The sequence below is a fragment of the Pseudoroseicyclus tamaricis genome (assembly GCF_012070395.1).
Taxonomy (GTDB): Bacteria; Pseudomonadota; Alphaproteobacteria; order Rhodobacterales; family Rhodobacteraceae; genus Pseudoroseicyclus_A; species Pseudoroseicyclus_A tamaricis.
On record NZ_JAAFYS010000002.1, the window covers coordinates 159,147 to 171,025 of the forward strand.

At 69.8% G+C, this 11,879-nt stretch carries 10 protein-coding genes; 9 read left to right on the forward strand and 1 reads right to left on the reverse strand.

What is annotated here, in order from left to right; genetic code table 11:
- Positions 1-398 precede the first annotated feature (398 nt).
- Positions 399-1,898: a replicative DNA helicase gene (locus tag GY170_RS07095; protein WP_163891491.1), complete on the forward strand. Its 1,500-nt coding sequence runs from the start codon at positions 399-401 to the stop codon at positions 1,896-1,898.
- 273 nt (positions 1,899-2,171) lie between these two features.
- Here GY170_RS07095 and GY170_RS07100 read toward each other — a convergent pair whose 3' ends face one another.
- Complete coding sequence (locus tag GY170_RS07100) at positions 2,172-3,104, reverse strand: hypothetical protein (protein WP_163891493.1); 933 nt, start codon at positions 3,102-3,104, stop codon at positions 2,172-2,174.
- A gap of 256 nt (positions 3,105-3,360) precedes the next feature.
- Here GY170_RS07100 and GY170_RS07105 point away from each other — a divergent pair, with 256 nt between their 5' ends.
- The 8 genes from GY170_RS07105 to GY170_RS07140 all read left to right on the forward strand — a co-directional run bounded on the left by GY170_RS07105 (position 3,361) and on the right by GY170_RS07140 (position 11,844).
- Entirely contained in the window at positions 3,361-3,822 is a 462-nt protein-coding gene (locus GY170_RS07105) for a peptidase S1 (RefSeq protein ID WP_163891494.1), read from the forward strand.
- Positions 3,823-3,918: 96 nt separating this feature from the next.
- A complete protein-coding gene (locus GY170_RS07110; protein WP_163891496.1) occupies positions 3,919-4,869 on the forward strand; it encodes an XdhC family protein in 951 nt (316 codons plus the stop codon).
- 102 nt (positions 4,870-4,971) lie between these two features.
- The gene (locus tag GY170_RS07115; RefSeq protein WP_163891498.1) at positions 4,972-5,958 is read left to right on the forward strand and encodes an MDR family oxidoreductase; all 987 of its coding nucleotides are present in this window, start codon (positions 4,972-4,974) and stop codon (positions 5,956-5,958) included.
- 190 nt (positions 5,959-6,148) lie between these two features.
- Positions 6,149-6,568, forward strand: coding sequence for a universal stress protein (locus tag GY170_RS07120; RefSeq protein ID WP_163891500.1), 420 nt, complete (start codon positions 6,149-6,151; stop codon positions 6,566-6,568).
- A gap of 61 nt (positions 6,569-6,629) precedes the next feature.
- Positions 6,630-8,273 (forward strand): BCCT family transporter, encoded by a 1,644-nt coding sequence (locus GY170_RS07125; RefSeq protein WP_163891502.1) that lies wholly within the window; start codon positions 6,630-6,632, stop codon positions 8,271-8,273.
- A gap of 531 nt (positions 8,274-8,804) precedes the next feature.
- On the forward strand, positions 8,805-10,022 hold the full coding sequence (locus tag GY170_RS07130) for an aminotransferase class V-fold PLP-dependent enzyme (RefSeq protein ID WP_163891504.1): 1,218 nt from the start codon (positions 8,805-8,807) through the stop codon (positions 10,020-10,022).
- 117 nt (positions 10,023-10,139) lie between these two features.
- Positions 10,140-11,348, forward strand: coding sequence for an SAM-dependent methyltransferase (locus GY170_RS07135; RefSeq protein ID WP_163891506.1), 1,209 nt, complete (start codon positions 10,140-10,142; stop codon positions 11,346-11,348).
- Positions 11,349-11,403: 55 nt separating this feature from the next.
- Positions 11,404-11,844 (forward strand): TrgA family protein, encoded by a 441-nt coding sequence (locus GY170_RS07140; protein ID WP_268895056.1) that lies wholly within the window; start codon positions 11,404-11,406, stop codon positions 11,842-11,844.
- Positions 11,845-11,879 lie beyond the last annotated feature (35 nt).

Here is an 11,879-nt window from a genome sequence, read left to right on the forward strand (position 1 = left end):
TTATGGCTCCACCACCTCCCCGCTCCGGGCGACGCGCTGCCGTCGCCGGAGCGCCAGCCCGTGGGGACGGGCCGGCGCTCGCCCTGCCCCTGCGGCGCGTACCGGGCGGGGGAGGAGCGGAGGCCGCGCGCCGCCTCGTTAATGGTCTCGCCGGGCGTTAACGCCGCCCGACACGCCCTGCCGCACAAACGGGCGGAGACCCGCCGGCCCTCCATCCCCCGCTCCCCGCATCCGGTGCCCATCTCGCCAAGCGCCACAAGATCTGCTAGGCTCCGGGTTATCCACAGCTCATCCACCACTTATACATTTTGCCTCTCCGACCCGCCGTCCGTTAAGACGACAGTCACCGCCGGGCGCGAGGCAGACAATCAGCGCGAAGGGTGGAATCGGGGGCAGCGATGAATGAAGTGACGGCAGTCCGTCCGCAGGCAGGCGCCGGGGACAGCGAAGAGAGCGTTCCGCACTCCATCGAGGCGGAGCGGCATGTCCTCGGCGCCATCCTCACCAACAATGCGCTGCATGACGGGATCTCCACGATCCTTAAGGCGGAGCATTTCTACGAGCCGGTGCACGGGCGCATCTACGACATTGCCGGCCAGCGCATCGCCCGCGGCGCGCTCGCCTCACCGGTAACGCTCAAGGCGTTTCTGGAGGAGGACGAGGGCCTCAAGCTCCTCGGTGGCGCCCGCTATCTCGTTCAGCTCGCCGGCAGCGCCATCTCCTCCTTCGCGGCGCGCGATTACGCGCAGATGATTTACGACATGTCCCTGCGGCGGGAGCTGATGTCCCTCGGGCAGGACATCTCCGCCAAGGCCGGCAAGGTGGACATCGCCTCCGAGCCGACGGAGCAGATCGTCGAGGCCGAAGCGGCGCTCTACCGTCTCGCCGAGCAGGGGGGGACGGAGCAGGGCTTCAAGTCCTTCCTGCGTTCCGCCACCGAGGCGGTGCAGGTCGCCGCCGCCGCCTACCAGCGCGACGGGGGCCTCGCCGGCATCTCCACCGGGCTGGTCGACCTCGACCGCAAGCTCGGCGGGCTCCACAAGTCCGACCTTCTGATCCTCGCCGGCCGCCCCGCCATGGGGAAGACATCGCTGGCGGTGAACATCGCCTTCAACGTCGCGCGCGCCTACCGCAAGGGCCAGCGCCCGGACGGGACGGAGGGGGCGGTGAACGGGGGTGTCGTCGGCCTCTTCTCCCTCGAGATGGCGGCCGACCAGCTCGCTGCCCGTATCCTTTCCGACGCCGCCGAGGTGCCGAGCGAGCTGATCCGCAAGGGCGAGCTGAACGAGGCCGAGTTTCGCCGCTTCGTCGATGCGGCGAAGGAGTTCGAGGCGGCGCCGCTCTTCATCGACGACACGCCCGCCATCACCATTGCCCAGCTCTCCGCCCGGGCGCGGCGGCTGAAGCGGACGCACGGGCTCGACGTCATCATCGTCGACTACCTGCAGCTGCTCAGCGGCGCGGGGCGCAGCGACAACCGGGTCAACGAGATCTCCGAGATCACGCGGGGCCTCAAGGCCATCGCCAAGGAGCTGCACATCCCGGTCATCGCCCTCTCCCAGCTCTCCCGCCAGGTGGAGAGCCGCGAGGACAAGCGGCCGCAGCTCAGCGACCTGCGGGAATCCGGCTCGATCGAGCAGGACGCCGACGTGGTGATGTTCGTCTTCCGCGAGGAATACTACAAGGAGCGGGAGAAGCCCTCCGAGAGCGAGCTGGAGAAGATGGCCGCGTGGCAGGACACCATGTCCCGCATCCACGGCAAGGCCGAGCTCATCATCGGCAAGCAGCGCCACGGGCCCATCGGGACGGTGGAACTCAGCTTCGACGGCCGCTTCACCCGCTTCGGCAACCTCGCCAAGGAATGGCAGCAGGGGCAGGTGGAAGGCGGGTTCGAGTAGAGGCCGGTGGGGGCGGCGCCGGGCTGAAGCCCGGGCTGCTGGCGCATCTAGCCGGGCGCGTTGCGGTACGTCTGAGTTCTTCCCCCGCCCGGTGCGCGCCAAAGGCGCAGGGCGAGCGCCTGCCCGTCCCGGCGGGCTGGCGCTCTGTCTGAGCTTGGTGCAACGCTCCGGCCCGGGGAGGGGCTTGGCGGGCATAATGAGCACCGCGGCGAGATCGGAGCGCCACCCCATGGGCAGGCGCTCGCCCTGCTCCTGTGGTGCCTTTTGAACCGCCTACGCCGCCTCGTGCGCCGTCAGATCCTCGAGCACCCGCTTGTAATACCCCGCATCCCGCGTCGTCACGCCGTGGCGGGCGAGGGCGGCGAGGCGGCGGCGGTGGGCGGGGGCTTCCAGTCGGCGCGAGAGGGCTCGCAGCCAGGAGGGGTCGCTCCGGCGGACGCGCCAGAGGCGGGCGAAGCTCGCCTGGGTCAGCGTGCCGGCCATCGCCTCCTCGATCATCGGCTCGAGGATGCCGAGCCGCAGCAATGTCGCCTCCAGCCCCGCGCCGGCATAACGCGCCCGCAGCGGCAGCGCCGCTTCGCAGCGGAAGAGCGCGGCATGGGCGGCATCGGCGCCGAGGAGCGGATCGTGCAAAATGTAGGCCCGCCGCGCCGCCTCGATCATGTCGGGCGCGAAGCCGTAGCGGGAGGTGAAGTCGAGCCGCCGCGCTGAGACATGCCGCCTGTCCCACCCGGCAACCCCGGGTGTCAGCGTCGCCACCGGACGCACCGCCAGCACCCGCGCGCCCGGCGCCGCCAGGGAATAGGCGGCGGCCGCGTGGCCGCCGGCATGGGCGCCGTAGAAGAGCACCCGGTCGAAATCCTCAAGGAAGCCGTCGTCGCAGATCCGGTCGAAGTAGCCCCAGAGGCGCGGATCGCGGTACCACGTCTCGCCCTCGGCGAGGATCGCGAGGTGAGACCAGCCGGCGCGGGCGGCGAGGCGGTAGCCGAAGGGCAGGGCGCCCGGCGCAGAGCGCGCCGCGTCAAAGCTGGAGAAGGTGATCAGCAGGTCGCGGCCATTGTCGGAGAAGAGCGCCGCATGCTCGCGCCCGATCGGCTCGTAGTGCCCCTGCGCCTCGCCCAGCCGCGCAAGCTCCGCCCGCCACGCCTCTGCCGGTAGCTCGGCGAGGGAGAGGTCGGGGCTGGGGATCTCGTCGTAGTCCGGCATCGTGGCTCGTTGGCAGCGGCGTGGGGCGGCCGGAACGGCAGGCGCCCGACGCCCGCACCATGCCATTCATTCTCATTTTAGCAAAGTCTTAGAGATGGAAACACCGCGTTCTCACCCGCCCCGGAACGGCGGGGAGCGCGGGTAGGATTTTCCCGACCCGGCAGCCTTCGAGGTTGACTCAATTTGTCGCGGGGGAAGATTAGGGGCTTGTTAACACGGTGCCGGTTTTATGGGCGCCATCAGGAGGAAGTACATTATGATCAAGAGATTCTGTGCCGCCATGATCGCGGCTCTGGCGCTGAGTGGTGGCACGGCGATGGCCTGCCCCGACTGGTCTGCGGCGCCCCATTTCGGCGATATCAGCCTCAGCGCCGGCTTCCTGCCGGACCCTCATGTCCGCAATGTCACCGCCGGCGGCACGCAGCTGCTCACCAATTGCGGCTTCAACCTGCCCGGCTACGTGACATCGCGCCCCGACTTCGATCTCTACTGGAGCGGGAGTTCGTCCATGTTGACGATCACCGTGACCTCCGGGGCCGATGCGGTTCTCCTCGTCAACGCGCCCGACCAGCAGTTCTATTACGACGACGATACCGTGGGCACAAACCCGTCCATCACCTTCTACAACCCGCAGCCCGGTCTCTACGACATCTGGATCGGCTCCTACGACGGCTCGCGCCGGAACCCCGCCCAGCTGATCTTCACCGAGATGCAATAGCACCCCCGCAGCGGCGACCCGATCACGGCTCAGTTCGGGATTGGCGGCGCTCCGGCGCCGCCATAGGCTCGGCCCGTTACAATGCCGAGGCCGCCCATGGACAACATCGCCGCCACCGCGCTCGACTGGCACCGCGCCGGACAGGGCGCTGTGCTGGCCACGGTCATGGAGAGCTGGAGCTCCGCCCCCACCCGCGCCGGCGCCACGATGGCGGTGAGCGGCAGCGGGGAGACCTGCGGCGCCCTCGCCGGCGGCAGCGTCGAGGCCGACGTCGTCCCCGCCGCCCTTGCCGCCCTCTCGGCGGGGGAGGCCCGCACCCTCTCGCTCCAGGTCAGCGACGAGCGCGCCCGCGCGGCGCGTCTTGCCTGCGGGGGCAGCATCCGCGTCCTGCTCCAGCCCGTCGGCAGCGCCCTGCCGGAGCCGCTCCTCGCGAAGCTCGCCGCTGCCACCACCGACCGCCGCCCCGTGGCGCTCGTCACGCCACCGGAGGGCGCCCCGCGCCTCGCCACCCCGGAGGATTTCCCCGAGCGCTTTCGCACCGGCCGGTCGGGGGCGGAAAAGGAGACGGGCGCCTTCGTCGCCCTCCATGTGCCACCCCTGCGGCTGATCGTCGTCGGCGCCGGGCAGATCGCCGAGGCGCTGGTGCCCATGGCCCGCGCCTGCGACATGGCCCCCCTCGTGCTCGACCCGCGCCCCGGCTTCGCCGCCGCCTTCCACGCCGCGCCCGCCTCCGCCGATCCCGTCGAGGAGGCCATCGCCGCCGCCGCGCCCGATGCGCGCACCGCCGTGGTGACCCTCACCCATGACCACCCGGTCGACGATGCCGGCCTGCGGGCCGCGCTCGCCTCGCCCGCGTTCTACATCGGCGCCCTCGGCTCGCGCCGCACCCATGCCGCCCGTCTGGAGCGGCTCGCCGCCGCCGGCATCCCGGGGGACACCGCCGCCCGCATCCATGCGCCCGTCGGCCTCGACATCGGCGCCGTTACCCCGGCGGAGATCGCCGCCTCCATCCTCGCCCAGATGATCGCCGCCCTCCGCCGCCCCTGATCTCGCCGCCTTCCTGCGCCTCTCGCCACCCGAGCCCCCGGGTTGACCCATCGGCTCCCGGCACCCAAGGTCCCCCCGAAATCCAACCCCGGGAGGCCCCCCATGTTCAAAGCACTCCTCGTCGAGAAGACGGACGACACCCCCCGCGCCTCGGTGCAGGAGCTGGACGAGTCCCGCCTGCCGGAGGGCGACGTCACCGTCGCCGTCGAGTACTCGACGCTCAACTACAAGGACGGCCTGTGCATCGGCCCCGGCGCTGGGCTCGTGCGCACTTACCCGCACGTGCCGGGCATCGACTTCGCCGGCACCGTCGAGGCCTCTGACGATCCGCGGTATGCCCCCGGCGACAAGGTGGTGCTCACCGGCTGGGGTGTCGGCGAGACGCATTGGGGCGGCTACGCCACCCGGGCCCGCGTCAAGGCCGACTGGCTGGTGCCGCTGCCCGAGGGGCTGACGCCCCGGCAGGCGATGGCGCTCGGCACCGCCGGCTTCACCGCCATGCTGGCGGTGCTGGAGATGGAGTCGCAGGGGTTGGTGCCGGGGCAGGGGCCGGTGCTCGTCACCGGTGCGTCGGGGGGCGTCGGCTCCGTCGCCGTCTCGCTGCTCTCGGCTCTCGGCTACGAGGTCGCCGCCGTCACTGGCCGGCTGGAGCAGGAGGGGTACCTGCGGGGCCTCGGCGCCAGCCGCATCGTGGCGCGGGCGGATCTGGCGGAGCCGACGGAGCGCCCGCTGGAGAAGGCCGTCTGGTCCGGCGCCATCGACAACGTCGCCGGCCCGATGCTCGGCCGCCTTCTCGGGCAGATGCTTCCCGGCGCCACCGTCGCCTCCGTCGGCCTCGCCGCCGGCGCCGCCTTCCCGGGGCAGGTGACGCCCTTCCTGCTGCGGGGCGTAAAGCTGCACGGCATCAACTCCGTCTACCAGCCCTACGAGGCGCGCATGGAGGCGTGGTCCCGCATTGCCAAGGAGCTGCCACTGGAGCGGTTGGAGGAGATGATCGTTCCGGCGACGCTGGAGGATCTGCCGCGCCTCGGCGCCGACATCCTCAAGGGGCAGGTGCGGGGCAGGGTGGTCGTCGACCTCTCCGCCTGACGGGCCCTCGCCGCGCCCCCCGCCGTGGGGCGCGGCAAAAATACGACAGCCACATGTCGCTTTCATTTCCTTCGCCGCGCAGGCGTGTCACACTTGCGCGAGCGGCGCGGTAGGGCTGGGTTCAGCGCCAGAACCGCGCCAAAATCAGAAGGAAGGCCCCGCAGAGGGCCAGTCAAGGGAAGGGAGTAGCATGTTCACCCATATCATGGTGCCCGTTGACCTCGCCCATACGGGCGCGCTCGAACGGGCGCTCGCCGTCTCCGCCGATCTGGCAAAGCAGCATGGCGCCACCGTCACGTATGTCGCCGTTCACGCCGCGACGCCCGGCGCGGTGGCGCATACGCCGGAGGAGTTCTCGGAGAAGCTCGCCGCCTTCGCGGCCGGGCAGGGCAGCGCCCATGGCGTCACGGCGCAATCCCATGACGTCGTCAGCCACGACCCCTCCGTCGATCTCGATGACAAGCTGATGGCCGCCGCCGACGAGATCGGCGCCGACCTCATCGTTATGGCCAGCCATGTGCCGGGCCTTGCCGATCATCTCTGGCCGTCGAACGGCGGCAAGATCGCGCGTCACTTCAAGCGGTCCGTCTTCGTCGTGCGCGGCGAATGATGGCGGGCGCGGGCCTCGTCCTGCCGGGCAGGAGAGGCGGACAGAACAGGAAGGAAGCGACATGACCGACGAGAGTGCCAATCAGGGCATACCGGCACCGGAGGGTGCCTCGGACATCATCGAGACCGATTACGAGATCGGGCAGGACAATATCGAGACGAAGATCGGCCCCTTCGGGCTGGACATCCACAACCCGGTCTTCCTGATCTCGGGGATCTCCATCGTCCTCTTCGTCTTCTACACGCTGGCCCTGCCGGAGCAGGCGGGCGGCGTCTTCACGTGGCTCTTCAATTTCGTCACGCAGCAGTTCGACTGGTTCTTCCTGTCGGCGGGCAACATCTTCGTGCTCTTCTGCCTGCTGCTGATCGTCACGCCGGTCGGCAAGGTGCGCCTCGGCGGCGCGGCGGCGACGCCCGATTACGGCTATGCCGGCTGGTTCGCGATGCTCTTCGCCGCCGGCATGGGCATCGGCCTGATGTTCTACGGCGTCTCAGAGCCGATGAGCCACTTCGGCACCTCCCTTGGCGGCATCGCCGTCGGCGAGGACGGGATGCGCACTGACTGGGCGCCCCTTGGCGGGGCCGAGGGTGACGTCGAGGCGGCCGAGCGGCTGGCCTTCGCGGCGACGATCTTCCACTGGGGCCTGCACCCCTGGGCGATCTACGCGGTGGTGGCGCTGGCGCTGGCGCTCTTCACGTACAACAAGGGGCTGCCGCTGACGATCCGCTCCGCCTTCTACCCGATCCTCGGGGATCGAGTCTGGGGCTGGTGGGGCCACCTGATCGACACGCTGGCCGTTTTCGCGACGCTCTTCGGCCTCGCGACCTCGCTCGGATTCGGGGCGACGCAGGCCAACGCGGGCCTCAACGAGCTCTTCGGCATCCCGGTGGGGCCGACGACAGAGGTGCTGCTCATCTCCGGCATCACCGCCATCGCGCTCATCTCGGTGCTGCGCGGGCTCGACGGGGGGGTGAAGATCCTCTCGGAGATCAACATGGGGCTGGCCTTCGTGCTGCTGCTCTTCGTGCTGCTGGTCGGCCCGACGGTGGCGATCCTCACCGGCTTCGTGGAATATCTCGGCGCCTACCTGCAGTACCTGCCGGCGCTGGCGAACCCGATCGGCCGCGAGGACGTGAACTTCGAGCAGGGCTGGACGAGCTTCTACTGGGCCTGGTGGATCTCCTGGTCACCGTTCGTGGGCATGTTCATCGCCCGCGTCAGCCGCGGCCGGACGGTGCGCGAGTTCATCATCTGCGTGCTGCTGATCCCCAGCCTCGTCTGCGTCCTGTGGATGAGCGTCTTCGGTGGCGCGGCGGTCGAGCAGGTGGTGGCCGACGGCTACACGGCGGCGCAGGATGCCCCGCTGGAGCTGAAGCTCTTCAAGATGCTGGCGGAGCTGCCGCTTGCCGGTCTCACCTCGCTGATCGGCATCATTCTGGTGATCGTCTTCTTCGTCACCTCGTCGGACTCCGGTTCCCTCGTGATCGACACGATCACCGCCGGCGGGAAGGTCGATGCGCCGGTGCCGCAGCGGGTGTTCTGGTGCATCTTCGAGGGCGCCGTGGCCATCGTGCTGCTGCTCTCGGCGGGCGGCCTCGCCTCGCTGCAGAGCATGGTGATCTCCACGGGCCTGCCCTTCACCATCGTGCTGCTGATCATGTGCTGGGCCATCTGGCGCGGCCTGCGGGCAGAACGGAACGCCTGAGGCGAGAGCCCTGACTGAGCTTGAAAGCGCCCGCCCCCCCGGCGGGCGCTTTTTCTTTGCCTGCCGCCTCCCGGAGCCGCCGAAATCAAGTGCCTTGCCCGGAGCTGCATCCCGCCCGGTACACGCCAAAGGCGCAGGGCGAGCGCCTGCCCGTCCCACGGGCTGGCGCTCTGATTGAGCTTGGCGCTCAGCGGGCCGCGGGGAGGGGCTGTGCAGGCATAAAGCGCTTCGCGGGACCGTCGGAGCGCCACACCACGGGCAGGCACTCGCCCTGCGCCTGCAAACCTCGCGCCAGTTGGAAACGCCCACCGGTCGAAGACCCCCGCGCCGTCGTACGCCACGCCCCTCAGACCAAGCCCCCCCGGCGAGCCACCCTCTCCCATCGCCCCCCTGTCTTTGGTCCCAAAAATCCCGGGGGTCCGGGGGCTGGCCCCCGGTCCCGCCCTCTCCACCCCCTCCCTCGGCCCGCCCGCATTGACTCTCCGCCCGCCCCCGGGCCTCCTCCCGCCGACAGCGCCAAGGGAGCACCAGATGACACTCGACGCCGCATGGGTCCGCGCCCAGTTTCCCGCCTTTTCCGAGCCCTCGCTCCAAGGCTGGGCCTTCTTCGAGAATGCCGGCGGCTCCTATGCCTGCGCGCCCGTCATCGACCGGCTCACGCGGTTCTACCGGGAACGCAAGCTGCAGCCCTATGCGCCCTATCCCGCCTCCGAGGCGGCGGGGGCGGAGATGGACGAGGCGCGCAGCCGGCTGGCGGCGATGCTCGGCGTTCAGACGCAGGAGCTCTCCTTCGGCCCCTCCACCAGCCAGAACAGCTACGTGCTCGCCCAGGCGGTGTGCGGCTGGCTCTCCCCCGGCGACGCCATCGTGGTGTCGGACCAGGACCATGAGGCCAATGCCGGCGTCTGGCGCCGCCTTGCAGAGGCAGGGATCGAGGTGCGCGAATGGCGGCTCGACCCCGAGACCCACTCCCTTCAGGCCGACTCCCTGCCGCCGCTCCTCGACGGGGCGAAGCTGCTCTGCTTCCCGCATTGCTCCAACGTCGTCGGCGAGATCAACGATGTCGCCGCGATCTGCGCGCTCGCGCGGGAGGCGGGGGTGCGGACAGTGGTGGACGGTGTCTCCTACGCGCCGCACGGGCTGCCGGATGTGGGGGCGCTCGGCGCCGACGTCTACCTCTTCTCGGCCTACAAGACCTACGGTCCGCACCAGGGCTTGATGGTGATCCGCGAGAGCTTCGGCGCGGAACTCCCCGGCCAGGCTCACTTTTTCAACAACGACACCCTCTACAAGCGCTTCACCCCGGCGGGGCCCGACCATGCGCAGGTCGCCGCCTCCGCCGGCATCGCCGATTACCTCGAGGCTCTCTCCGCCCAGCATTCCGGGCCCGCCACCGGCGCCCCGGCAGCGCGGCATGCGCATGACGTGATGCGGGCGCGGGAGGTGGAGCTGCTGGCGCCGCTTCTAGAGTACCTCTCCGCCCGCAATGACCTGCGCCTTCTCGGCCCCCGCCGGGCGGAGGCGCGGGCGCCGACCGTGGCCGTCTCGCTCCGCGAACCGGCGGAGCCGGTGGCGGCGCGGCTGGCGGCGCACAAGGTGATGGCCGGGGGCGGGGACTTCTATGCCCGCCGCCCCCTCGGCGCGCTCGGCATCGACCCGGAGGTGGGCGTCCTGCGCCTCTCCTTCACCCATTACACCACGCCGGCGGAGATCGAGCAGCTCATTGCCGCACTTGATGCCGAGCTGTGACGGCTTGCTACGGTCTTGGAATGGGGGCAAAATCCGCGCCGGGACCAAGGGGAGGGGATGGGAGCGGGCGAGGCTTCCGGAAGTGTCGCCGGCCCCCGCAAGACGAGGAGTGAGGGAATGCTGACCAGTACCGAGGGGCAACCCGATCTGCCGCGCTACTTCGCCCCGGCCTTCGCCCGCATGAAGGAGGGGCTGGTCGCCGGCTCCTGCACCATTCGCCTGCCCGACGGGCGCTGCTTCCAGCTGGAGGGGGCTAACCCCGGCCGCCATGCCGAGATCACCATCCACAACGACGAGCTCTTCGCGCGGCTGATCCGCGAAGGCGATCTCGGCTTCTGCGAGGCCTACATGGATGGCTGGTGGTCGACGCCCGACCTGCAGAACTTCATGGATTTCATCCACGAGTCGGGGGACGAGGTCTTCGATGGCTTCTCCGCCCGCTCGCTGCCGGCGCTCTACGAGCGGCTGCGCTTCTGGCTGCAATCCAACACCAAGCGGCAGGCGAAGAAGAACATCGCCGCCCATTACGACCTCGGCAACGAGTTCTACCGCCTTTGGCTCGACGAGACGATGACCTACTCCTCGGCGATCTTCGACGAGAGCACGCAGAGCCTCGAGAGCGCGCAGCGCGCCAAGTATGCCTCGCTCGTCGACCAGATGGGCGCGCAGCCCGGGGACCACGTGCTGGAGATCGGCTGCGGCTGGGGCGGTTTCGCCGAATATGCCGCGGCGGAGCGGGGGCTGCGGGTGACGGGGCTCACCATTTCCCGCGCGCAGCTGGCCCATGCACAAGCGCGGATGCAGGTGGCCGGCCTCGCCGACCGGGTGACGCTGAAGCTGCAGGATTACCGTGACGAGGCGGGGGTCTACGACGGCATCGCCTCCATCGAGATGTTCGAGGCGGTGGGCGAGCGCTACTGGCCGACCTACTGGAGCACGGTGCGCGAGCGGCTGAAGCCGGGCGCCAAGGGCACCTTCCAGATCATCACCATCGAGGATCGCCGGTGGGAGGCCTATCGCCGCTCCGTCGACTTCATCCAGAAGTACATCTTCCCGGGCGGCATGCTGCCCAGCCCCTCGGCCTTGCGGGACGAGATCGCGCGCGCGGGGCTCAACGTCTCGGGCGCCATCACCTTCGGGCAGAGCTACAACCAGACGCTGCGGCTGTGGTACGACAGCTTCACCGCCCGCTGGGACGAGATTGCAACGCTCGGCTTCGACGAGCGCTTCCGACGGCTTTGGAGCTTCTATCTCACCGGCTGCGCGGCCACATTCCGAACCGGAAACTGCGACGTGACACAGATGACGGTCAGCCGCCCCGCCTGAGGGAGGCGCCGGGACGGGCCACGCGCACAGGCGGAGCGGGGACGGGACCAGAGGGATGCCCACGGCGGCCAAGTTGGTATCGGCACTCATGTTCGCCGGGTTGGCGCTCATCGTCGCCACCTCCATCGTGCCGCTCTATCCCCCCGGCGTCATCGGCCCCAACTTCGGCTGGTGGAACGCCGCCCTCGCCGTCGTCATCGGCTGGCTGGTGCTGGGGCGGCAGGCCGGGCACGGCTACGTCACCGCCATCGGCATCGGGCTGACCACGTCTGCTGCGCTGGCGCTGTGGTCGCTGTTCCTCTTCTCCTTCGCGCAGATGATCGACCGCTCCTTCCAGAAGGTCTACGACGGGCCGACGGAGGCGCTGGTCGACGTCTTCCGCTACATGTGGGAGAACCTGCAGGCCGTCGCGGTTCAGGAGGTGCTTCTGACGCTGGCGATCGGCGGTGCGGTGATCGGCGTGGTGGTCGAATACGTCTCGCACAGGGCGCGCTGAGGCCCGCCCGGACTGGCCCCGACACACCCCCCCAC

Coding starts and splice junctions, on each gene's coding strand:
- GY170_RS07095 (WP_163891491.1), top strand. CDS start 399: ATGAATGAAGTGACGGCAGTCCGTCCGCAGGCAGGCGCCGGGGACAGC.
- GY170_RS07100 (WP_163891493.1), bottom strand. CDS start 3,104: ATGCCGGACTACGACGAGATCCCCAGCCCCGACCTCTCCCTCGCCGAG.
- GY170_RS07105 (WP_163891494.1), top strand. CDS start 3,361: ATGATCAAGAGATTCTGTGCCGCCATGATCGCGGCTCTGGCGCTGAGT.
- GY170_RS07110 (WP_163891496.1), top strand. CDS start 3,919: ATGGACAACATCGCCGCCACCGCGCTCGACTGGCACCGCGCCGGACAG.
- GY170_RS07115 (WP_163891498.1), top strand. CDS start 4,972: ATGTTCAAAGCACTCCTCGTCGAGAAGACGGACGACACCCCCCGCGCC.
- GY170_RS07120 (WP_163891500.1), top strand. CDS start 6,149: ATGTTCACCCATATCATGGTGCCCGTTGACCTCGCCCATACGGGCGCG.
- GY170_RS07125 (WP_163891502.1), top strand. CDS start 6,630: ATGACCGACGAGAGTGCCAATCAGGGCATACCGGCACCGGAGGGTGCC.
- GY170_RS07130 (WP_163891504.1), top strand. CDS start 8,805: ATGACACTCGACGCCGCATGGGTCCGCGCCCAGTTTCCCGCCTTTTCC.
- GY170_RS07135 (WP_163891506.1), top strand. CDS start 10,140: ATGCTGACCAGTACCGAGGGGCAACCCGATCTGCCGCGCTACTTCGCC.
- GY170_RS07140 (WP_268895056.1), top strand. CDS start 11,404: ATGCCCACGGCGGCCAAGTTGGTATCGGCACTCATGTTCGCCGGGTTG.